The 19,750-nt window shown below is 72.4% G+C and carries 21 protein-coding genes; 10 read left to right on the top strand and 11 right to left on the bottom strand.

Translation table 11 applies throughout. The annotated features are described in order from the left end of the window. Position 1: 1 nt before the first annotated feature. The 7 genes from ACYU7H_RS00745 to ACYU7H_RS00715 all read right to left on the bottom strand — a co-directional run bounded on the left by ACYU7H_RS00745 (position 2) and on the right by ACYU7H_RS00715 (position 3,442). Positions 2-382: a VOC family protein gene (locus tag ACYU7H_RS00745; protein ID WP_460811685.1), complete on the bottom strand. Its 381-nt coding sequence runs from the start codon at positions 380-382 to the stop codon at positions 2-4. Between the two features lie 157 nt (positions 383-539). Then, positions 540-851, bottom strand: a complete 312-nt coding sequence (locus ACYU7H_RS00740; protein ID WP_460811683.1) for a hypothetical protein — start codon at positions 849-851, stop codon at positions 540-542. 122 nt (positions 852-973) lie between these two features. Continuing rightward, on the bottom strand, positions 974-1,486 hold the full coding sequence (locus tag ACYU7H_RS00735; RefSeq protein ID WP_460811682.1) for a hypothetical protein: 513 nt from the start codon (positions 1,484-1,486) through the stop codon (positions 974-976). Further along, the gene (locus ACYU7H_RS00730) at positions 1,483-1,653 is read right to left on the bottom strand and encodes a hypothetical protein (RefSeq protein ID WP_460811681.1); all 171 of its coding nucleotides are present in this window, start codon (positions 1,651-1,653) and stop codon (positions 1,483-1,485) included. The genes ACYU7H_RS00735 and ACYU7H_RS00730 overlap by 4 nt, the downstream gene beginning before the upstream one ends. A gap of 72 nt (positions 1,654-1,725) precedes the next feature. After that, entirely contained in the window at positions 1,726-2,364 is a 639-nt protein-coding gene (locus tag ACYU7H_RS00725) for a trimeric intracellular cation channel family protein (protein WP_460811679.1), read from the bottom strand. 130 nt (positions 2,365-2,494) lie between these two features. Then, complete coding sequence (locus ACYU7H_RS00720) at positions 2,495-2,908, bottom strand: hypothetical protein (protein ID WP_460811678.1); 414 nt, start codon at positions 2,906-2,908, stop codon at positions 2,495-2,497. Positions 2,909-2,992: 84 nt separating this feature from the next. After that, positions 2,993-3,442, bottom strand: a complete 450-nt coding sequence (locus tag ACYU7H_RS00715) for a hypothetical protein (RefSeq protein WP_460811677.1) — start codon at positions 3,440-3,442, stop codon at positions 2,993-2,995. Between the two features lie 185 nt (positions 3,443-3,627). Between ACYU7H_RS00715 and ACYU7H_RS00710 the strand changes: the two genes are divergently transcribed. Genes ACYU7H_RS00710 through ACYU7H_RS00700 form a run of 3 tightly spaced genes read left to right on the top strand, consistent with a single transcriptional unit; the run spans position 3,628 to position 6,063 of the window. Next, on the top strand, positions 3,628-4,167 hold the full coding sequence (locus tag ACYU7H_RS00710) for a hypothetical protein (protein WP_460811675.1): 540 nt from the start codon (positions 3,628-3,630) through the stop codon (positions 4,165-4,167). Positions 4,168-4,224: 57 nt separating this feature from the next. Then, positions 4,225-4,989 (top strand): hypothetical protein, encoded by a 765-nt coding sequence (locus tag ACYU7H_RS00705; RefSeq protein ID WP_460811673.1) that lies wholly within the window; start codon positions 4,225-4,227, stop codon positions 4,987-4,989. A gap of 39 nt (positions 4,990-5,028) precedes the next feature. Then, positions 5,029-6,063: a hypothetical protein gene (locus tag ACYU7H_RS00700; RefSeq protein WP_460811671.1), complete on the top strand. Its 1,035-nt coding sequence runs from the start codon at positions 5,029-5,031 to the stop codon at positions 6,061-6,063. Here the strand turns inward: ACYU7H_RS00700 and ACYU7H_RS00695 are convergent. Further along, positions 6,041-7,267: a metallophosphoesterase gene (locus ACYU7H_RS00695; RefSeq protein ID WP_460811669.1), complete on the bottom strand. Its 1,227-nt coding sequence runs from the start codon at positions 7,265-7,267 to the stop codon at positions 6,041-6,043. The two genes, ACYU7H_RS00700 and ACYU7H_RS00695, sit on opposite strands and share 23 nt — an antisense overlap. A 135-nt stretch (positions 7,268-7,402) precedes the next feature. On the opposite strand from ACYU7H_RS00695, the gene chrA reads away from it, so the two are divergent. Then, a complete protein-coding gene (gene chrA / locus ACYU7H_RS00690; protein ID WP_460811667.1) occupies positions 7,403-8,785 on the top strand; it encodes a chromate efflux transporter in 1,383 nt (460 codons plus the stop codon). A 30-nt stretch (positions 8,786-8,815) separates the two neighbouring features. Here the strand turns inward: chrA and ACYU7H_RS00685 are convergent, their stop codons facing one another. Then, a complete protein-coding gene (locus ACYU7H_RS00685) occupies positions 8,816-10,903 on the bottom strand; it encodes a M56 family metallopeptidase (RefSeq protein ID WP_460811665.1) in 2,088 nt (695 codons plus the stop codon). Further along, a complete protein-coding gene (locus ACYU7H_RS00680) occupies positions 10,896-11,282 on the bottom strand; it encodes a BlaI/MecI/CopY family transcriptional regulator (RefSeq protein WP_460811664.1) in 387 nt (128 codons plus the stop codon). Before ACYU7H_RS00680 ends, ACYU7H_RS00685 begins: the two co-directional genes overlap by 8 nt. 295 nt (positions 11,283-11,577) lie before the next feature. Here ACYU7H_RS00680 and ACYU7H_RS00675 point away from each other — a divergent pair, with 295 nt between their 5' ends. The 3 genes from ACYU7H_RS00675 to ACYU7H_RS00665 all read left to right on the top strand — a co-directional run bounded on the left by ACYU7H_RS00675 (position 11,578) and on the right by ACYU7H_RS00665 (position 14,350). Next, the gene (locus ACYU7H_RS00675; protein ID WP_460811663.1) at positions 11,578-12,369 is read left to right on the top strand and encodes a hypothetical protein; all 792 of its coding nucleotides are present in this window, start codon (positions 11,578-11,580) and stop codon (positions 12,367-12,369) included. A gap of 101 nt (positions 12,370-12,470) precedes the next feature. Further along, the gene (locus ACYU7H_RS00670) at positions 12,471-13,286 is read left to right on the top strand and encodes a transporter (RefSeq protein ID WP_460811661.1); all 816 of its coding nucleotides are present in this window, start codon (positions 12,471-12,473) and stop codon (positions 13,284-13,286) included. 149 nt (positions 13,287-13,435) lie between these two features. Continuing rightward, positions 13,436-14,350 carry a M14 family metallopeptidase gene (locus tag ACYU7H_RS00665; protein ID WP_460811660.1) on the top strand — a complete coding sequence of 305 codons (915 nt, stop codon included), beginning with the start codon at positions 13,436-13,438 and terminating at the stop codon, positions 14,348-14,350. 31 nt (positions 14,351-14,381) lie between these two features. Here ACYU7H_RS00665 and ACYU7H_RS00660 read toward each other — a convergent pair whose 3' ends face one another. Continuing rightward, the gene (locus ACYU7H_RS00660; protein ID WP_460811659.1) at positions 14,382-14,936 is read right to left on the bottom strand and encodes a GAF domain-containing protein; all 555 of its coding nucleotides are present in this window, start codon (positions 14,934-14,936) and stop codon (positions 14,382-14,384) included. A 98-nt stretch (positions 14,937-15,034) separates the two neighbouring features. On the opposite strand from ACYU7H_RS00660, the gene ACYU7H_RS00655 reads away from it, so the two are divergent. From ACYU7H_RS00655 to ACYU7H_RS00645, 3 genes are all read left to right on the top strand, one after another. Then, positions 15,035-16,921, top strand: coding sequence for an ATP-binding cassette domain-containing protein (locus ACYU7H_RS00655; RefSeq protein ID WP_460811657.1), 1,887 nt, complete (start codon positions 15,035-15,037; stop codon positions 16,919-16,921). Positions 16,922-16,971: 50 nt separating this feature from the next. Next, on the top strand, positions 16,972-17,493 hold the full coding sequence (locus ACYU7H_RS00650; protein ID WP_460811656.1) for a DUF1993 domain-containing protein: 522 nt from the start codon (positions 16,972-16,974) through the stop codon (positions 17,491-17,493). A 97-nt stretch (positions 17,494-17,590) separates the two neighbouring features. Continuing rightward, positions 17,591-19,732, top strand: coding sequence for a PAS domain-containing hybrid sensor histidine kinase/response regulator (locus tag ACYU7H_RS00645; RefSeq protein ID WP_460811654.1), 2,142 nt, complete (start codon positions 17,591-17,593; stop codon positions 19,730-19,732). Positions 19,733-19,750 lie beyond the last annotated feature (18 nt).

Raw genomic sequence — 19,750 nt, 5'->3', positions numbered from 1 at the left:
GCTACTTCATCGAGTGGAGCCCGAACCGGTTGCCCTCGCTGTCGATGGCCAGGGTGATGAAGCCGTACTGGCCGATCGCCATCTTCGACCGCTCGACCCGGCCCCCGGCATCGGCGACCCGGCCCTCCTCTACGGCGCAGTCCTCGCACGTGAAGTAGACCACCGTGCTATTGCCGCCGGAGGGCACGCCCGCGAACTTCGCCAGCGCCCCGGTCGCGCCCGGTTGGTCCGGGGCGCCCGGGAAGGCCTGCATCTGCAGCCCGGAATCGTTCGGGTCGCCCAGGCGCGAAAGGGTGATGCCCAGGACGGCCTCGTAGAAGCGCTTGGCGCGTGCCATGTCCTGGACGTAGATCTCGAACCAGACGACGGGATTGGTGTTCATGGGGCGAAACTCCATCGACCGGCCTTTCGGCTGGCCGAGTGGGAACCGGCCGGGCGATCCCCGACGAATCGCTGGATCAAACCGGGGAGTCGGCGGGAATCGCGAACCTGGGCCGGTCCGCGCCTAGTGGATGGCCCGGCCCAACCCAAGGCCGGCGCTATTTGTCACGGCTCGCATTGGTGCCGCCGTGGCAGGCGCCGGACCAGCCGGGGAAGCCCGGTGGCAACCCATAGAACTTCCACGCATCCGCGACGGTCTGGACGTGTGACTCGTTCTGACCCTCTTCCTCGTCGTAGTCGTTCAAGCCGCTGTACGCGCAGTCGGAATTCGCATTGTCGCGGACACCTGTTGGTCTGGGGTCCTGGGTACCCGGTGGCCCGGCGACTTCGCCGGCATTCGCGGCGGTCACCGGGAGTCCCAGGGCCAGCGCGAGCCCGCCGGTCAGGGCGAGCGAGGAAAGCTTTAGCATGACCGTCTCCTTCTTGAGCGACGCTAGTGGCGTCCTGCGGAATGCACCAGCGGCAGCTGCCTGGCGCCGGCATGGGTGTCAACGCCGGACCGGCGTGACGGCGGCCAGCACGGGTTCCGCGGTCACGACGCGAGTCCGGCGCGTTCGCGCAGGTAGTCCGGGACCACGTCGTCGGGGCAGTGCGTGAAGCGGCCGGTGCCCCGGCCGATGGCGAGCGTGAAGCTGCGCCGGTCGTGGATCGTGACGGTCTGCGACTCGACGGTGCGCGGGCCGTTCCCCGCGGGCGTGTCGACGCAGGACTGGTCGACCCCGTAGGTGTCGCCCTGGCGCGACCGGACGATGGCTTCGCAGGCATGGGTGGCAGTGCCGCTGATGCCGTGGCCGTCGTAGAAGCGCAGGCCGGCATTGGACGGGGCGGTGCAGTCCCCGCCCGCCATCACATAGACACCGTGCTGCAGGGGCAGGGCATCCGGCGGTGCGGCGGGTGCTGGCCCCGGGGGCGGCGCAATGGCGGGAGCGGGTTCCTCGGTGGCCGGTTCCAGGGACGGCATGTCCCCCCGGTCCGCGCATCCCGCGAGCAGCAGCAGGAGCAGGGGAACGCGCGGGAGCGGGTTCGGAATCGGGCTCGTCTTCATGTCCGCTTCCCCGCAACCGCCATGTTGTCCACCAGGTTCGGATAGCGACGGCCGGCGGCTTCGGCACGTGCCCGCGCTTCCGCCTTCTCGTCCGGCGTCAGCCGGATGCGTGCCGCCGGCTTGACCGGGTTCTTCCGCTTCCACGGGGGCGGCTGTCTCGACGGCATGGCGGGCTCCGGTCGGAGCGGCAATCCTCGGTGCCGCGTGCGAAGCGTGCCGTGAAGCAGGCCGCGCCGTGCTCAGTGGCGCGCCTTGGCCACCGGCAATTGCCAGCCGAACCGCATGGCCATGAACCGCAACGCGAAGCACGCCCCGGCGCCCACGATCGCGACCGGCGTGGCGGGCAGACCCAGCGCGTCGCCGGCCACGACGATCGCCGCCCCCAGCAGTGCCGCGATGGCGTACAGCTCGCGCTGCAGCACCGTCGGCACCTGCATCACCAGCACGTCGCGGACGATGCCGCCGCCGATGCCCGTCAGCACGCCGAGCATCACCGCGCCGACAGGCCCCATCCCGAACGCGAGCGCCTTGCCGGCGCCGACCACGGCGAACAGGCCCAGCCCGACGGCGTCGGTGAACTGGAGCGGGTTCCGCAGTCGGTCGACCGCGTCGAACCGGTAGAACGTGATCACGCCGGCCAGCGACGCCACGGCCAGGTATCGCCAGTCCACCAGCGCCACCGGGGGCGTCGCGCCGAGCAGCGCGTCACGCGCGATCCCGCCCGCGGTGGCCGCCGCGAACGAGAGCACCAGCACGCCGAACAGGTCGAGGCCCTTGCGCACGCCGGCCGTCGCGCCGCTGATGGCGAAGGCGAACGTGCCGATGAAATCGATCGCGGCGACGAAGTCGGCGTAGAGCGAAGTCTGCACGGGTGTCATCAGCCGGTCTCCCCGCGCGTCCACGACCACGGCGCGGTGTCGCGCATTGGCGTCCCGACGTTCCTGCGGTGCGGGTGCATCAACCCGATCGCCGAGGCCGCCATCGGGCGAGTCTAACGGCTGCCCCGTGCTATCCGCACCGCACCCGCGACAGCCCCACCGCGGTGTCGGTCAGCGACTGGCCGTCCTCGGCCAGCTGGAGCGACAGGTCGGCCATCCAGGTCTCGCCTTCGCCGGTGAGTTCGGCGGTGAACTTCAACGCGTTGCCGTCCACGTCGACCGCGGTCACCGGGCCGCCGCTTTCGTGGAACTCGACGTCCGAGGCGCGCAGGACCATGTGCGACTCGTCCGCCGATTCACCGCAGTGGGCGAGATCCGATGCCCACGTCCCGTGGAAGCGCTCCGGGATCGCCGCGGACGCCGGCGCGGTTGGCGTCGAGTCGTCCGATGCGGCCTCGGCGGCCTGCACGAACTGCCCGGCGCCGTCCTGTTCGCCGCAGGCGGCGAGCACGGCGAGGGCGATGAAGATGATCGGGATGCGCACGGCGCCTCCTTGTGCCGGGACGGACCCGGATCGGTGTGGCGGAACGAAGGCCCGGCCGGGTGGCGGCCGGGCCTGGGGGCGGGGTCAGCCGCAGCGCACCCGGACCATGCCGCCACCGTTGTCGGTGAGCGTCTGTCCGTCCTCGGACAGCATGAAGGCGTAGGTCGCGGTGCGCGTCTCGCCTTCGCCGGTCAGTTCGGCGGTCACCTCAAGGTCGTTGCCGCTGGACTGCACGCCGGTCACCGTGCCGGAGCTCTCGTGGAATGCGATGGTCGAGGCGCCGATCATCAGGTGCGATTCGTGGCCTGCCGCGTTGCAAGCCTCGGCATCGGCGGCGTAGGTGCCCTGGAACTTGCCCGGGACGGTGTCGGAGGGCTCGGGCGACGGCGGCGGCATTGTCGGCGGGGCGTCGGTGCCGGCGTCCGTGCCGGTGTCGGCGGCGGGCGGCATCGCGGCGTCATCGGCCTCGTCCGGGGACCGGTCGGCGCAGCCGACGGCCAGCAGCACGCCGAGTGCGAGCACGTGGAATCGCATGGTGACCTCCTGGGGGGTGGGGGACGCGGCGGCCAAGGTTCACGATCCCGCGTGAGGGTCCGGTCGATGGCGAGGGGCCGGCGTTCATGGATGCGCTTGTCATGTGAGGGCCCGCGCCCGGGGCCATTCTGCGGCCCGGCCCATTCCGGGCGCTCGCGGTCGACCCGCGTTTGTATGCTCCCGGGATGCCGCTGTTCGTCCTGCCCCTCGTGCTCATGGCCGCCTTCGCGCTCTGGGTCGTGCTGCTGCCGGTTTCGGTGGTCCAGCGCTACCGGGCGGGGCGCGTGCGCCGCCGGGTGCAGCCCTGGTTCGTCGCCGCGAATGCGTGGTTGCTGGCGCTGTCGGCACTGATGTTCCTGGCCGCGGCCTGGGTGTTGGGGGCGTGGGTGGACGATGCGGCGCGCGATGCTGCCGCGGGCCTGTGCGCCGGCGTGGCCGCCGGTGTCGTGGGCCTTCGCTTCGACCGGCTGGAATGGACCGACCGCGGCCTGTACCGCACGCCGAACCGGGCGTTCCTGCTCGCATTGACGCTGTTGCTGGCCGCGCGGATCGCGCTCGGCATCTGGCTCGCATTGGGCGATGCCACGCTCGCTTTCGGGGCGGCGTGGCTGGACCGGGGCGGCCTGCTGGCGGTCGCAGGGGTCCTGCTGGGACACGCGGCCGGCACGGCGTGGGGCCTGCGCCGGACGCTCGGGAAGCGGGTCGCGCAGCACCCGTCCGCGTGACCGTAATCGGTACACGCCTGCGTAGTCCCGGACAGCAGCAGCGTGCGGGGATCGGTCGTGGCCAACGCATCGAAGTCCGGAGACAACGGCACGCCGCGTCGCCCACCCGTTGGGCGCTCCCTGGGTCGGCAGGCGGGCTTCCGGCTGCTGCGGCGACTGGTTGCCTATCACGTTGCGCTGGCGCTGGCGCTGGGCCTGTCGATCCTCGTGATCCCGTCGTTGCCGGGCGTCCTGCCGGTGGGTGGGCTGGCCAACCTGGCCGGCTTCGGGGTGGTGGTCGACGGACCGGCCGGGCTGCCCGGTGACGCGATCCCGTCGGCGGCCGAGGCCATCGGCACGCAGTTCGACCGCTTGGGCTACGCACGCCGGCTGGCCATCGCGCTGGTGGGCGTCTGGCTGCTCATGCTGCCGGTGTCCTGGGTGCACAAGGGCATCTACCGCAGCAGCGGCTACGACCATTCGCTCGACGAGACGACGCTGATCCTGCCGGGCGTGGTCGCGGCGATCGTGCTGGTCGTGCAGTACAGCCTGGCGCTCGCGTTCGCGCTGGCAGGGATCGTCGCCGGCGTGCACTTCCGGCGGGCGTTGCAGGACACCTTCGATGCGCTGTTCATCCTGGTGGCGATCGGCGCGGGCATCGCGGCGGGGGTGGCGGCGCTGGAGGTCGCGGCGGTCATGACCGTGTTCTTCTGCTACGCCACGATGTACGTGTGCTGCTTCGGCGATGGACTGCAATCGGACTTCGATGCCGAGCGGAAGGCGCGCAAGCGTGAGCGCAAGGCGCGCGGCGGCGCCGATGATGCAGGTGGACCGGGGGCCTAGGCGCCGATGCGTGGTTCGCGGTCATTCCTTGCCGGGCGGGTGTTCGCGCGTGTCGCGGCAGGGGCCGCGTTCGTCGTCGTCTCCGCGTTCGCCTACGCGCAGGACCGCGCCGGGAGGCTCTTCGACGACCCCGGCGTGCTGGACGTGCGCATCGCGGTTCCGTGGTCGGAACTGCGGCGGGACACCGCGCAGGTGCGTCGCCATCCGACCGTCCTGGCGTACCGGGACGCGGCGGGCAATGAACGCAGGATCGAGGGCACGGTCGAAGCACGCGGCATCAGCCGGCGGCGCATGTGCCGGTTCCCGCCGTTCCGACTGCGGTTCGACGACGCCGCGATCGCGGGCACGCTGTTCGAGGGCGCCGGTTCCCTGAAGGTGGTGACCCACTGCGAGAACGGCCGGCGATGGTCGGCGTATCCGGTGCTGGAATTCCTCGCCTACCGCATCTACAACCTGGTCACCCCGCATGCCTTCCGGGTGCGACCGCTCGCGGTGCGCTACGGCGGCGGCGATGCGGATGGCGACGGCCCGCGGTTCGCCTTCCTGATCGAGGACGTCGACGACGTCGCGCGCCGCAACGGCCGCCGGCGCCTGGAGACCGGCGCCTTCGCCGCCCGGGACTACGACGCCGCGCAGATGGGGCGCTTCATGCTGTTCCAGCTGCTCATCGGCAACACGGACTGGGAGATCCTGGGCGCGCCGACCGACATCACGTGCTGCCACAACGTGCGCGTGACCGCGGGCGATTCGCCCCCGGGACTCGTGGCATTGCCGTACGACTTCGACGTGTCGGGCTTCGTGGATGCGCACTACGCCGTCCCCGATGCGCGGCTGCCGATCGAGGACGTGACCGAACGCCTGTTCCGCGGCTTCTGCGTCCATGACCCGGCGATCGATGGCATGCGTGCTGAATTCCTTTCACGCCGCGGGGCCATCCTGGCGCTCGTGGAGGGTGAGCAGCGGCTCGAGCCGCGCCGCAGGCGCGAGGCGCTGCGCTACCTGGAGGGCTTCTTCGACACGCTGGCCGACGATGCGCGCTACGCGCGGCAGGTCAGGGCGTCGTGTCGCAGGTGATGGCGGGCGGCGGCGCGACCGGCTCGCCCGTGGGTTCCGTCGCCTCCGGTGCCTCCGCTGACGCCGCCGTGGTGCCGGCCAGCAACGCTTCGCGGCCGTCGCGCAGTGCGGCGTTGCCAGGCTGCAACGCGATGACCGCGTCGAGGTAGTCGGCGCGCCCGGCGTCGTCCGCGGGCAACGGCACGCGACCGCCCGGGTAACCGGCGAACAGTCCGTCGGCGGTGGCTTCCAGCCAGGCGGGGTGGCCGCCGTAGGCCGCGCCGATGCCGGTGTCGATGACGATGACGCGCGTGTCGAACCGGGGCCACACGATGCCGTCGGTGGGCGTGTGCGCAATCACGAGGTGCCGTGCGCCGTGCGTGGCCAGGATGGCGTCGACCAGCTCGGGCGGTGCCGCAGGCGCCACGCCCGCGAGGCCGCGGTACCAGAGCGGACCGAGCGGATCGAGCAGGATGTCGGCGTCGCCTTCGGCGACGGCCTGCCCGCGCAGGCTCGAGCGTGCCTTCCCCGTGAGCGACGCGAGGCTGTTGCCGCAGTAGGCGCCACTGATGCCACCGTGCACGAACACCAGGTCGTTCAATTGGACGGCCACCGGGCGGCCCACCGCCCACGCGAACAACTCGCCGTCCTCGCCCCAGCGCGGGTCCCAGGCCAGCCGGTGTTCGACCCAGCCGAGCGGATGCTCGCGGTCCCATTGCGCGCGGTGGTCGGCGGGCAGGGCGGCGAAGGCCTCCGGGTCGCGCTCGCGCAGGGCGTCCAGCACGGCGGCGTAGTAGCGGTCGCGCCGCGCCGCCGAACGCCGGTCGGCGAACGCCGCGTACTCGCCGGGCGTCACGTAGCGCAGGTCGCCCAGCACGTTCATCGCCTCGTGGTTGCCGAGCAGGGCATGCACGCGGCCGCCGTCGCGCGCGGCCTGGCGCGAGAGGCCGCGCAGGTGCGCGATGATCCGGCGCGTGTCCGGGCCCCGGTCGGCGATGTCGCCGGTCTGCACCAGGTGCGTGGTGCCCCCCGTCCAGTGCCCGCGCGCGTCGATCAGTCCCGCGCCACGCAGGACCGCGAGGTAGTTGGCGTAGTCGCCGTGGAGGTCGCCGACCGCGACGATGCGTTCGACGCCGGACCAGCGGAGGTCGTCCAGCTGGCGGGGTGCGGCCGCGGCCGACAGCGCGTGGGCGCACAGCAGCAGTCCAAGCAGCAGAAGGCGCATCGGGGGCCTCCGCATCGCGCCGGCCATCGGGCGTGGCCGCCGGCGGCAGCATAGCGCCGCGGACGGGTCGCGGGCGTACCGCCCGACCGGCGCCGCCGTTAAGCTGCGCGCGGCGGGCGTGGACCCGCCGGGACCGTGACCTTGACCGCTGCCGAAGCCGGCTCCACTTCCGCGTCCGTGCCCTTCCGGCTGGCCGTGCGCGTCTGGTGGCGGATCGGCTGGCTGGGCTTCGGCGGGCCCGCGGGCCAGATCGCCCTGATGCATCGCGAGCTGGTGGAGCGACGCCGCTGGATCGGCGAGTCGCGCTTCCTGCACGCATTGAATTTCTGCATGTTGCTTCCGGGGCCCGAGGCGCAGCAGCTGGCGGTCTACATCGGTTGGCTGATGCACGGGATCCGCGGTGGCCTGGTGGCCGGCGTGCTCTTCGTCCTGCCCGGCGCGCTCGTGCTGGGCGTGCTCGCCGCGCTGTACGTGGCGCACGGCGACCTGCCGCAGGTCGCGGCGGTGTTCCGCGGACTGCAGGCCGCCGTCGTCGCGCTGGTCGTCGAGGCGCTGCTGCGGATCGGGCGTCGCGCGCTGGTGTCCCCGGCGCACGTGGCGATCGCCGCGCTCGGGTTCCTCGCGCTGTTCGCGCTGGACATCGCGTTTCCCTGGGTGGTGATGGGCGGGGCCTTGGTGGGCGCCGCGATCGTCCGCTACCTGCCTGCGTCGGGCACGCGCGACGGCGTGACGCCGGAAACCGATGCCCGCTACGCGGTTGACGCCATGATGGCCGGTCGAGGGCCCGCCCACCTCCGGCCTTCGGGGCGCCGGCAGGCCTGGCTGGCGCTGGCGCTCGCGGTCGCCTGGACGGCGCCGCTGCTGGTCGCGTGGGCGACGCTGGGACCGACGCACGCCATCACCGAGGGCGGGGTCTTCTTCAGCCAGGCGGCCCTGGTCACGTTCGGCGGGGCGTATGCGGTCCTGGCCTACGTGGCGCAACGCGCCGTCGAGGATCTCGCCTGGCTCTCGCCGCGCGAGATGCTCGACGGACTCGCGCTCGCCGAAACGACCCCCGGGCCGTTGATCATGGTGCTGCAGTTCGTGGGCTTCCTGGCCGCGTTCCGGTTCCCGGGCGAACTCGATCCATGGCTCGCGGGCGTGCTCGGCGCGGCGCTCGCGACCTGGGTGACCTTCGTGCCGAGCTTCGCCTTCATCTTCCTCGGCGCGCCGCATGTCGAACGGCTGCGGGGCCAGCCGCTGCTCCGGGGGGCGCTGCAGGGCATCACGGCGGCGATCGTGGGCGTCGTGCTGAGCCTGTCGGCGTGGTTCGCGTCGCGGGCGATGTTCACGCAAGTGCACGCGTGGGACTTCGGCATCGTGCATGTCGACGTCCCCGCCTGGGAGACCGTCGACTGGACCTCGGTGGGCATCGCGGGCGCCGCGTTCCTGGCGCTGTGGAAACTGCGGGTGGACCTGGGCTGGGTGCTGGCCGGTGCGGCGCTGGCCGGACTGGGTGCGTGGATCGCAGGCGGGTGACCGGGCGCCGCGCGGGCGCCCGGCCTGTCGTCAATCCCGGCGGGCGGGGGCGGGTTGCGCGTGGCCGTCGCGGACCGCCGCGTCGACCAGCGTGCGCATCGCCGCCTCGGCCGCGTGGGCCTCGCGTTCGATCCGCTCGCCCAGCCGCTCCATCTCGGCGCCGACGACCTCCATCTTCTCGCCCTCGGCCTCCATCTTGCGGCCGATCGCTTCCATCGGTGCGTGCTGGCGCTCCATGCGTTCACTGGCGGCCTCCAGCAGTGCGCCGTGCCGCTCCATCTCGGCGCCGAGCGCTTCCTGCTGGCGGCCGACGGCTTCCATCTCGCGCTCGATGCGGGCGCGTTCGGCCGCGTCGGCGGCATGCATCCGCGCGGCCAGCGCGGCCTGCCGTTCGGCCAGCGGCGCCATGCGGTTGCCCAGCGCCTGCATGCGCGCGGTCGCCGCGCGCATTTCGGGCGTGTCGAAGGCGTCGGGCGCCGCGAGGGCGTGCATGCGCTCGCCCAATGCCTGCATGCGCGCGCTGTGCGGCGCCATCCGGGCGTTGAGCGCCTGCATTTCGCGCGACAGCGCGTCCGTGGCCGCCCATGCGGCGCGTGCCCGTGACACCGTTGCCGCGTCGCGCACGACGTAGGCCTTCCCATCGCGGCGGAACCACAGGAAGTCGCCGTCGATCGCGCGCTGCGCGGCCGCCAGGTCGTCCATGTCGCGCACGTCGCCGGACATGACCGTGTGCTGGTCGTCGCCGCGCACCAGCGCCATGGCGTGGCCATCGCGCGGGGCGAAAGTGTGCACGCCCCGCGGCGGCTTCGGGGGCTTCGGTGCGGCCGGCGGGCGCGGCGCGGGCGGGGCCGCGGGCGGCGGCGGAGGCGCGTCCGGTGCGGCCGCGGGAAGGGCCGGGCTGGCGGTCAACGCGCCCGGTGCAGGCGGTGCGGGTGGCGCGGGAATGGCCGGGGGCGCACCCGGCGCGGCCGGCGGGGCCGGCACGCGTGAACCGGCCGCATTGCCCGTGGGCGCCGGCAACACGGCGGTGCCGGGCGTCGCCGAGGGCGCCGGCAGCGCCTGCGCGACCAGCACGCGGGATGCGGCGGCGTGGTCGGTGAAATCGCCTTGCATGTCCATGCGGGCCCAGGCGTGGAACGCGGCACCGGCGAGGGCGAGGCCGACCAGCGGCAGCACGAGCGTGGCGCCCGGGCGGCGGCGGTCGGGACGGATGAGGGACTGGATGCGTGGCATGAGCTGACCTCCATTCGCGGCGGGGGCGAGGCGGGACGGGGCCGACCGGGTCGGTTCGACACGGGCGAGTTCGGACAGCGCGATCGCCAGGCGTCGGCGATCGCCGATCGCGTCGGCGGCGAGGTCGTCGGCGACCAGTTCGCGTTCGACGCGGATGACGCGGGACAGCCACCAGGTGACCGGGTGGTAGAACAGCAGCGATTCGGCCGCGCCCTGCAGCAGGTTCACCAGGTAGTCGTGCCTGCGGACGTGGGCGAGCTCGTGGGCGAGGAGGGCTTCGACCAGGTCGACCGGCAAGCGCGCGGCGACCGCGACCGGCAGCAGCACCACCGGCCGCCACCACCCCACCGTCATCGGCGTGTCGCCGTCCCGGGCAAGCCGGAGGGGGACGGGGCGCCGGATGCCCAGGCGCAGGGCCAACGCGTCGACGCGGCCCTGCCAGTGGCCGTCCGCGTCATCGATGGCATGGCGGCACTGCTGGCGGACCCAGAGCAGCCCGCAGCCCATCCGCAGCGACAGCGTGGCGGCGCCCGCGGCCCACAGCGAGACGACCCAGGGCATCGCGTCGAAGGGCAGGGTGGGGCGCATCCGGATCGTGGACGCGAGTGCGGGTTCGACGGCCGCCGCGGCCGGTGCGGACGCATTGAACGACGTGGTCGCCTGCAGTGCACCGGCGTCCAGCAGCGCGATGCACAACGTGGCCACGGGCAACAGCACGCAGGCCAGCAATGCGCCGCAGGCCACCGCGTAGCGCGTTGCCGGGCGGGCGTCGCGCAACACCGCGAGCGCCAGCCATGCCAGCAGGCCGACCAGCGCGCCCTGCCAGAGGAAGTGGAGCAGCGCCGCGCCGAGCGCGGGAACCCATCCGGCTGCCAGGTCAGTCATCGCGCGTCTCCTCGAGGAAGCGCTGGATCTCTTCGCGTTCGGCGTCGCTGACCCGGCCACCGCGCAGCGCGGCCATCACCAGGTCCTTGCCCGAGCCCGCGAACGCCTTGTGGATGAGGTCGTCCAGCAGCCGGGTCTGCAGCGAGCCGCGCGGCTGCGCGGCGGCGTACACGTGCGATCGCTGGGATTCGTCGCGCTTGAGCAGCCCCTTGCCATGCATCACCTGCATGAGGCGCAGCACGTTGGCGTAGGTGATGTCCGGGCGGTCCGCCTGCCGCGCCTCGTGCACCTGTTTCACCGTGGAGGGCCCGAGCGTCCAGAGCGTGCGCAGCAGCTCCAGTTCGGTGGGCGTCGGCTTGGGGAGGCGCGGCGTGGGCATCTGGGCGCGGACGGTCTGGCGATGGGCTGACGCTACGCCGTCTAGAATGTCTTGTCTAGACCTTTTTGTCTAGGAAGGAAGTCATGGTGTCGTGCGGAGGGCCGTTCCCGGTGAGCGGTGGGCTGCGTTTTCGGCGGCTTCGGGCCTTGTGTGACGCAGGTCACGCGATTCCGATGCTCGCGAAACCCGCCCTGAATCCGACCGCCCCCATTGGGTTGCCACCGCGTCGCGGACGGGCCGAGGATGCCGGCGCCGCCTTCCCCCGGGCGGTCCCTTTCCAACACGAGTGACGCGCATGAAGCCGACTCCCCGTTATCTGTTGCTGTCCGCCGCGCTGGGCGCCGCCCTGTCGCTGTCCGCCACCGCCTCCGCCCAGGACGCCGGCCTCGAGGGCGATGTCGACGCAGGCATCGTCGCCGAGGCCGAGGTCCCGGCCGAGCGCCTCGTGGAGCGCTACGCCGGATTCGCCGGCTCCGAGGAGGCCGCCGCCGAACTGGTGAGCGACCTGCGCACCGGCGGCGAGTTCACCTGGACGGAAGAGGTCACCACCACCGTCACCAACGACGATGGCACCACGACCACGACCACCGAGCTGGTCGAGCGCACCCTGGCCAACCCGAACGGCCCGATGGGCTACGGCGAGGTCAACATCACCCTGTCCCTGGCGAAGGCGCTGGTCGACGCCGGGACGTACCCGGACCTGCAGTCCGCGCTGACCGGCATCGCCACCACCACGACCCATCCCGACGGCACCACCACCACCGTCGTCGAAGGGGGCGTGCTGGCGATGCGGGCCGATGGCATGGGCTGGGGCCGGATCGCGCAGGAGTTCGGGTTCAACCTGGGCAGCCTGGTGAGTGCGTCCAACCGGAATGCGCGCGCCGACGCGTCGGTCGACGCCGCCGCGCGTGGCCAGGCCGCCGGTGCCAAGGCCTCCGGCCGCGCGAAGGTCGACGTGGATGCCGGTGTCCGCACCGGCCGTCCGGACACCACCGGCCGCCCGGCGCGCATCGAGCGCCCGGCGATGCCGACCCGCCCCGAGCGCCCTGAACGACCGGAGCGCTCGCAGCGCGGCGGGGGCGGCTGACCCGCGCCCTGCGGCATCCAGCGACGCCGTACCCGACGGGCGCCCGCCGGCGCCCGTCGCCCATGGCGATCTTCGAACCCGGCAACAGGACATCCCTCGCAATGCAAGGACACACCCCGCTTCGCATCGCGGCGCTCGGCGCCGCACTGCTGCTGGCCGGTGGCGCACGCGCCGACGGCGTGACGCTCGGCATCGGCACCGACTACAGCACCGGTGACTACGGCGGCGACACCACCACCGAGATCTGGTCGGTGCCGCTGAGCGCCCGCGTCGACACCGGCGACTGGACCTTCAAGGCCACGCTGCCGTGGTTGCGCGTCTCGGGCGACCCGAACGTGCTGCCCGGCGTCGGCCTCGTCGACAACCTCAACCCGCGCGGCCGGGGTCGTGGCGGCCTCCTCGGCCCGCCGCCGGGCGGCGGCACGGAACAGGCCAGCGGCACCGCGTCGGGCGTGGGCGACCTCGCGCTCGCGGCGACCTACACGCTGCCCACGCGCGGCGCGCTCGGCATCGACCTGACCGCCAACGCCAAGATCGCCACGGCCGACGAGGACAAGGGCCTGGGCACGGGCGCGAACGACTACGGCGTGGCGATCGACCTGTACCGCGCGTCCGGCGACACGACGTGGTTCGGTGGCGCCGGCTACACGCAGCTGGGTGATTCTGACTACATCGACGTCGAGGCGGTGGCCAGCGCCAACGCGGGCTTCAGCCACAAGGTCGGGCAGGGAAGCGCGGGGCTGGTCTACGACTGGAAGCAGGCCGCCTCCAGCAGCTTCGACGACCGCAGCGAGGTGATGGCGTTCTACGGCATGCCCGCCGGCGAGGCCGGGCGCTTCCAGGTCTACGCGTTGCGTGGACTGTCGGAGGGCAGCCCCGACTGGGGTGCGGGCCTGTCGTATTCCCACGGGTTCTGATCGCCCGTGGTTCGCCCGGCGGCGCGACCGGCGTGGATCGCCGGGCCGCCGCCCGGGCCTTTCGATCGGCCGGCTCGGGGTGCGCACGCCCGGGCCGGGAGCACGACCGCGCGTTGGTAGAGTGCGGCCCCCTGCCACGTGGAGTTCCCATGGAGCGCTTCTATCCGATCGGTACCCCGGGCCAGCCCTGGGGCGCGGCCGAGAAGGCCGAATGGCTCGGGGCGCAGCGTCGCCAACGCAGCCATGCCGACGACGTGGTCGCGCGCATCGACGCCCTCCGCGACCGGTTCGACGTCGAGGAATACGGGCGGCTGGACTACGCCGGCGAATCCTTCCCGCTGCTCGCGGTGCGCAGCCGCAACCGTGACGCGGCACTGCCCGACGTCGTCGTGACGGGCGGGGTGCACGGCTACGAGACCAGCGGCGTGCACGGCGCGTTGCAGTTCCTCGAACAGGCCGCCGGTGACTTCGAGGGTCGCGCCAACCTGCTGGTGGTGCCGTGCGTGAGCCCCTGGGGCTACGAGCGGATCCATCGCTGGAACCCGGACGCGATCGACCCGAACCGGAACTTCCGCGAAGGCAGCCCGTCGGGCGAGGCCGCCGCGCTGGTGCGGCTGCTGGCGCCCGTGCGCGACGCGTGCCTGGTGCACATCGACCTGCACGAGACCACCGACAGCGACGAATCCGAATTCCGCCCCGCGCTCGCCGCGCGCGACGGCAAGGACACCACGCCGGACACGATCCCCGACGGCTTCTACCTGGTCGACGACAGCGAGAACCCGCAGCCGGGCTTCCAGGCGGCGATCATCGAGGCGGTGTCGAAGGTGACCCACATCGCGCCGGCGGACGCGGACGGCAACATCATCGGCTCGCCCGTCGTCGCGCCCGGCGTGATCCGCTACCCGGTCAAGCAGCTCGGGCTGTGCGCCGGCATCACGAACGCCCGCTACGTGACGACCACCGAGGTCTACCCCGACAGCCCGCGCACCACGCCGGCCGAATGCAACGACGCCCAGGTGGCGGCGGTGCGTGCCGGGATCGAGTACGCGCTGGCCAACGGCTGAGGTCGCCCACCGCCCGTCGCGCCGCGCGTCGCTAGTGCGCGGCGGACCCGGCGGGCGGTCGCATCGCCCGCTCGATCGCCTGGGCCGCGGTGCCGACCAGCGCTGTCACGAGTTCGACTTCGGCGTCGGTGGGGGCGCGTCGCTCGATGAAGTAGGTGCCCAGCGTGCCCAGCACGGTGCCGTCGCTGCCGGTGATGGGCATGGACCACGCCGCGTGCAGGCCCAGGCCCAGCGGAAGGTGCGCGATGCCCGACCAGGCCGCATCGGATTCGATGTCCGGGGTGATGACCACGGTGCCCAGCGCGGCGGCGGACGCGCAGGTCCCCACCCTGGGGTCGATGTGGATGCCGTCGATCGCGAGGTTGTAGCGCTCCGGCAGCGTGGGCGCGGCGCCGGTCCGCAGGCAGAGCGTGACCGGGTCGAGCAGCAGGATGGCCGCGCGGACCGAGGAGTTCGCCTCGGCCTCCACGATGTGGCACAGCAGGGCCAGGGTGTCCGCCAGCGGCGCGCCGCGGTCGATCATCTCGAGCGCCAGTTGCTGGCGTGCGATCAGGGTGGAGCGGTCGCCAACGGTCGTGACGTTCATGGCGCCTCCGCGGTGCGCCAGTCTAGCGCCGCGCGGGGCCCTCGGAGGCCACGGGCGACGGGCAGGAGCCGGCATCGGACGAACGGTAGAATCGCGCCATGCCCCTGCTCACCCTGCAAGGCGTCGACTACGGCGTCGGCGGTCCCGCGTTGCTCGACGGCGTGGACCTGGCCATCGAACCCGGCGAACGGATCGCGCTGATCGGCCGCAATGGCGCCGGCAAGTCCACGCTGCTCAAGCTGCTCGACGGCACGCTGCGGCCGGACGACGGCGAGGTGCGCGTGGCCGGCGGGGCGCGCGTGGCGCGGCTCGAGCAGGAGGTGCCGGCCGATGCCGCGGGCGATGTCTGGGATGTCGTCGCGGCCGGACTGGGCGAGCTCGGGCAATGGCTGGCGCGGTTCCACCACCTGAGCCATGCGGAGCCGGTCGACACGGCGGCGCTCGCCGAGGTGCAGGGCCGGATCGAGGCGGCGGGCGGCTGGTCGCTCGACCAGCGGGTGACCGAGACGCTCACCCGCCTCGACCTCGATGGCGACGCGTCCTTCCACGCGCTCTCGGGTGGCATGAAGCGCCGCGTGCTGCTGGCGCGCGCCCTGGTGTCCGCGCCCGACCTGCTGCTGCTGGACGAGCCGACCAACCACCTGGACATCGCCGCGATCGAATGGCTCGAAGGCTTCCTGGCCGCGTGGCCCGGTGCGCTGGTCTTCGTCACGCATGACCGGCGCTTCCTGCGCGCGCTGGCCACGCGCATCGTCGAGATCGACCGCGGCAGGCTCACCAGCTGGCCCGGCGACTGGGCGAACTACCTGCGCCGCCGGGAGGAACGCGCGAACGCCGAGGCGCAGGCGCAGGCGCGCTTCGACAAGGTGCTCGCGCAGGAGGAGGCGTGGATCCGCCAGGGCATCAAGGCCCGGCGGACCCGCGACGAGGGCCGTGTCCGCCGCCTGGAGGCAATGCGCCGCGAACGGGCGGCGCGCCGCGAGTCCGCGGGCAACGTGCGGATGGAGGCCGGGCAGGGCGAGGCCTCGGGTCGCAAGGTGGTCGAGGCGAAGGACGTGTCGTTCGCGCACGGCGACCGCTGCCTGGTGCGCGGTTTCTCGACCACGATCCTGCGCGGCGACCGGATCGGCCTGGTGGGGCCGAACGGCAGTGGCAAGACCACGCTGCTGCGCCTGCTGCTCGGCGACCTGGCGCCCGACGCCGGGACGATCCGCCAGGGCACCAACCTCCAGGTCGCCTACTTCGACCAGCACCGCGCGACGTTGCGCGAGGACTGGAACGCGCTGGAGAACGTCGCCGAGGGCCGCGAGAGCGTGACCATCAACGGCCGCCAGAAGCACGCGATCGGCTACCTGCAGGATTTCCTGTTCACGCCGGAGCGGGCCCGGGCGCCGATCACCCGGCTGAGCGGCGGCGAGCGCAACCGGCTGCTGCTGGCCAAGCTGTTCGCGCAGCCCTCGAATGTCCTGGTGCTCGACGAGCCGACCAACGACCTCGACGTGGAGACGCTCGAGCTGCTCGAGGAGCTGCTGGGCGAGTACGCTGGCACGCTGCTGCTGGTGAGCCACGACCGCGACTTCCTCGACAGCGTGGTGACCTCGACGCTGGTGATGGAGGGCGATGGCCGGATCGCCGAATACGTGGGTGGCTACAGCGACTGGGAACGGCAGCGGGCGGCCCCTGCCGTGGTGGATTCGACGGGCACCGCGCCGTTGGAGCGGTCCGGTGCGCCCCCGGCGACTCCGGCGGCCGCGCGACCGGCGCAGAAGAAGCTGGGCTACAAGGCGCAGCGCGAGCTTGACCAGCTGCCGGCCCGGATCGAGGCGCTGGAGGCACGCATCGCGGCATTGACGGCGGCGATGTCCGACCCGGCCTTCTTCCAGCGCGATGCCGAAGCGATCGCGAGCGACAACGCCACCCTCGCCGGGGTGCAGGCCGAGCTCGACGCGGCGTACGCCCGCTGGGAAGAACTGGAGGCCGGCTGAGCGACGGCGGCCGGCGCTATAGTCGCGGTCCCACGTCAGGAGGCGGCGCGATGGCGATCTCGATGTACCAGGCTTCGGTTCCGGTGTTCGTGCGCGCCCTGCGCAACCTGTCGCACGTGGTCGACAAGGGCGCGTCCCACGCCCGCGGGCACGGCGGCGACCCGGACGCGCTGCTCGCGCTGCGGATGGCCGAGGACATGCTGCCGCTGTCGCGGCAGGTCCAGATCGCCACGGACATGGCCAAGAACGGCGCCGCGCGCCTGGCCGGCGTCGAGCCGATGAAGGTGGCGGACGACGAGGCGACCGTCGACGCGCTGCAGGCGCGGATCGTGCGCGTGCTCGACTACGTGAAGGGCTTCGGCGCCGACCAGGTCGACGGCAGCGAGGACCGGCGCATCGTGGTGCCGACGTCCGCCGCCGGCGAACTCACCTTCACCGGCCAGGAGTACCTGCTCGGCTTCGTGCTGCCGAACCTCTACTTCCACTCGACCATGACGTACGCGCTGCTGCGGCGCGAAGGCGTGCCGCTCGGCAAGGTGGACTTCATGGCCGGCGGGCGGCACCCGGGCTAGTCGCCTGCCGCGCGCCGCGCGGGCGCCGTTTTCCTCACGACGCGGATGCAGCCGGTTGGTAGGCTTCCCGGCTGGACCGGGGATGGGACGTAGGCGGATGGACGGCGATCTCCTCACCACGGAAGGACAATTGCGTGCCGTGTGCGAGAACGCGACCGTCGCGCTTTTCGTGATGGATGCGCGGCAGCACTGCGTCTACATGAACCAGGCGGCGGAAGTGCTGACCGGGTTCACGCTGGGGGAGGTCCGGGGGAAGCCCCTGCACGATTTCGTCCACCATACCCGGCCGGATGGGCGGCCCTATCCGCTCGAGGAATGCCCGATCGATCGCGCCGCGCCGCAGGACATGCAGGAACACGGCGAGGAGGTGTTCGTCCACAAGGACGGAAGCTTCTACCCCGTCGCGTTCACCGCCAGCCCGATCCGGCGCGATGGCCATGTGCATGGCACGGTGATCGAGGTGCGCGACCTGCGTGGCGAACGCCAGCGCGAGGCCGAGCGCGCCGAGTTGCGGGAACTTTCCCAGCTCATGCTGCGCGAGATCGAACTCGAGGCGATCGTGCAGCCTGTCACCGACGCGAGCACGCGACTGACCGGCGCCCAGTTCGGCGGGTTCTTCTACAACGTCGAACACCAGGACGGGCAGGGCAGCTACATGCTCTACGCCCTTTCCGGGGTGCCGCGCGAGGCGTTCGAACGATTCCCGATGCCGCGGGCGACACTGCTGTTCGGTCCGACATTCCGTGGAGAGGGCACGATTCGCATCGACGACGTGCTCCAGGATCCGCGTTATGGCAAGGAGCCGCCACACCACGGCATGCCGAAGGGCCACCTCCCGGTCAGGAGCTACCTCGCGGTCCCCGTGACGTGGGACAACGGCGAGGTCCTGGGCGGCCTGTTCCTCGGCCACGCGAAGCCCGGGGTGTTCAGTGAAGCGCACGCCCGGCTGGTGGAGGCCATCGCGGCGCAGGCCGCGGTCGGCATGAGCCGGGCCCGGTTGTTCCGCGCGGCGCAGGCGGGTCGCGAGCGCGCGGAGGCGGATGCCAGGGAGAAGGAGCGCCTGTTCCTCGAGGCCGCGCGCGCGAACGAGATGAAGGACCAGTTCCTCGCGGTCATTTCCCACGAACTGCGCACGCCATTGACCTCCATCCTCGGGTGGAGCGAGATGCTCGCGACCGGGCGGCTGGCGGGCGAGATGGTGTCCCAGGGCCTGGCCACGATCGACAGGAACGCGAGGGCGCAGGCCCAGTTGATCGGCGACCTGCTCGACATTTCCCGGATCGCGAGCGGCAAGTTGCGGCTGGACATGCGGGCGGTGGACGTCGCCGAGCCGCTGCTCGCGGCCACGGAATCCGTCCGCTCGGCAGCCATGGCCCGCGACGTGTGCCTCGAGACCGTGCTCGCTGCCGGGCTGGGCGAGGCGTGCGTTGATCCCGACCGGTTGCAACAGGTCGCCTGGAACCTGCTTTCGAACGCGATCAAGTTCAGCCGTCGTGGCGGTACCGTGCGCCTCGAAGCGCGGCGGACCGACGCCGAGGTAGAAGTGCGCGTGACCGACCATGGGCATGGCATCGATCCCGCCTTCCTGCCGCGGGTGTTCGATCGATTCAGCCAGATGGACGCGTCGTCGACCCGCGAGCACGGGGGGCTGGGCCTCGGCCTGTCGATCGTCCAGCAGCTCGTCCACATGCATGGCGGCACGGTCGAGGCCCACAGCGACGGCCTGGGACATGGCGCGACGTTCACCGTCCGGCTTCCACTCGCCGGATCGGGGGGTGGCAGGGACGTGGAGGCCATCCTGCACGCGGCCGCACCGGCGGAATCCCGCGCGGTCGGTTCCCTCGGCCACGAGTTGACCGGGCTGCAGGTCCTGCTGGTCGAGGACGACCGGGACTCGCGGGACGTGCTGGCCGCGGTACTGCAGGCCCACGGGGCGCTCGTGCACGCCTGCAGCTCCGCGGCCCAGGCGCTTTCTTCGGCGCCCCGCGTGGACATGCTGATCAGCGACATCGGCATGCCCCAGATGGACGGGTATGCATTCATCCGGGCCTGGCGCGCAAGGGAAAAGGCGGAGGGGCGCGTACCCGTCCCGGCGCTCGCACTCACCGCCTACGCCCGGGACGAGGACCGCGAGCGCGCCATCACCTCGGGGTTCCACGCGCATGTCGCCAAGCCGGTCTCCCCGGCCGAACTGGTGGCGGCGGCCGCGCGGCTCCACGACGGGGCCACAATCCCCTGACCCGGGCGCCGGGCAGGC

It is taken from the genome of Luteimonas pelagia, assembly GCF_054776035.1.
Note: the sequence above shows the minus strand (reverse complement) of the source record. Positions and strands in the feature narration are given on the sequence as shown.

Excerpts from the sequence above, each read along its gene's own strand:
- ACYU7H_RS00675 (WP_460811663.1), top strand. The coding sequence starts at position 11,578 with ATGAAGCCGACTCCCCGTTATCTGTTGCTGTCCGCCGCGCTGGGCGCC.
- ACYU7H_RS00715 (WP_460811677.1), bottom strand. The coding sequence starts at position 3,442 with ATGCGATTCCACGTGCTCGCACTCGGCGTGCTGCTGGCCGTCGGCTGC.
- ACYU7H_RS00695 (WP_460811669.1), bottom strand. The coding sequence starts at position 7,267 with ATGCGCCTTCTGCTGCTTGGACTGCTGCTGTGCGCCCACGCGCTGTCG.
- ACYU7H_RS00710 (WP_460811675.1), top strand. The coding sequence starts at position 3,628 with ATGCCGCTGTTCGTCCTGCCCCTCGTGCTCATGGCCGCCTTCGCGCTC.
- ACYU7H_RS00670 (WP_460811661.1), top strand. The coding sequence starts at position 12,471 with ATGCAAGGACACACCCCGCTTCGCATCGCGGCGCTCGGCGCCGCACTG.
- ACYU7H_RS00735 (WP_460811682.1), bottom strand. The coding sequence starts at position 1,486 with ATGAAGACGAGCCCGATTCCGAACCCGCTCCCGCGCGTTCCCCTGCTC.
- ACYU7H_RS00730 (WP_460811681.1), bottom strand. The coding sequence starts at position 1,653 with ATGCCGTCGAGACAGCCGCCCCCGTGGAAGCGGAAGAACCCGGTCAAG.
- ACYU7H_RS00740 (WP_460811683.1), bottom strand. The coding sequence starts at position 851 with ATGCTAAAGCTTTCCTCGCTCGCCCTGACCGGCGGGCTCGCGCTGGCC.
- ACYU7H_RS00680 (WP_460811664.1), bottom strand. The coding sequence starts at position 11,282 with ATGCCCACGCCGCGCCTCCCCAAGCCGACGCCCACCGAACTGGAGCTG.
- ACYU7H_RS00665 (WP_460811660.1), top strand. The coding sequence starts at position 13,436 with ATGGAGCGCTTCTATCCGATCGGTACCCCGGGCCAGCCCTGGGGCGCG.
- ACYU7H_RS00660 (WP_460811659.1), bottom strand. The coding sequence starts at position 14,936 with ATGAACGTCACGACCGTTGGCGACCGCTCCACCCTGATCGCACGCCAG.
- ACYU7H_RS00745 (WP_460811685.1), bottom strand. The coding sequence starts at position 382 with ATGAACACCAATCCCGTCGTCTGGTTCGAGATCTACGTCCAGGACATG.
- ACYU7H_RS00685 (WP_460811665.1), bottom strand. The coding sequence starts at position 10,903 with ATGACTGACCTGGCAGCCGGATGGGTTCCCGCGCTCGGCGCGGCGCTG.
- ACYU7H_RS00655 (WP_460811657.1), top strand. The coding sequence starts at position 15,035 with ATGCCCCTGCTCACCCTGCAAGGCGTCGACTACGGCGTCGGCGGTCCC.
- ACYU7H_RS00650 (WP_460811656.1), top strand. The coding sequence starts at position 16,972 with ATGGCGATCTCGATGTACCAGGCTTCGGTTCCGGTGTTCGTGCGCGCC.
- ACYU7H_RS00645 (WP_460811654.1), top strand. The coding sequence starts at position 17,591 with ATGGACGGCGATCTCCTCACCACGGAAGGACAATTGCGTGCCGTGTGC.
- ACYU7H_RS00725 (WP_460811679.1), bottom strand. The coding sequence starts at position 2,364 with ATGACACCCGTGCAGACTTCGCTCTACGCCGACTTCGTCGCCGCGATC.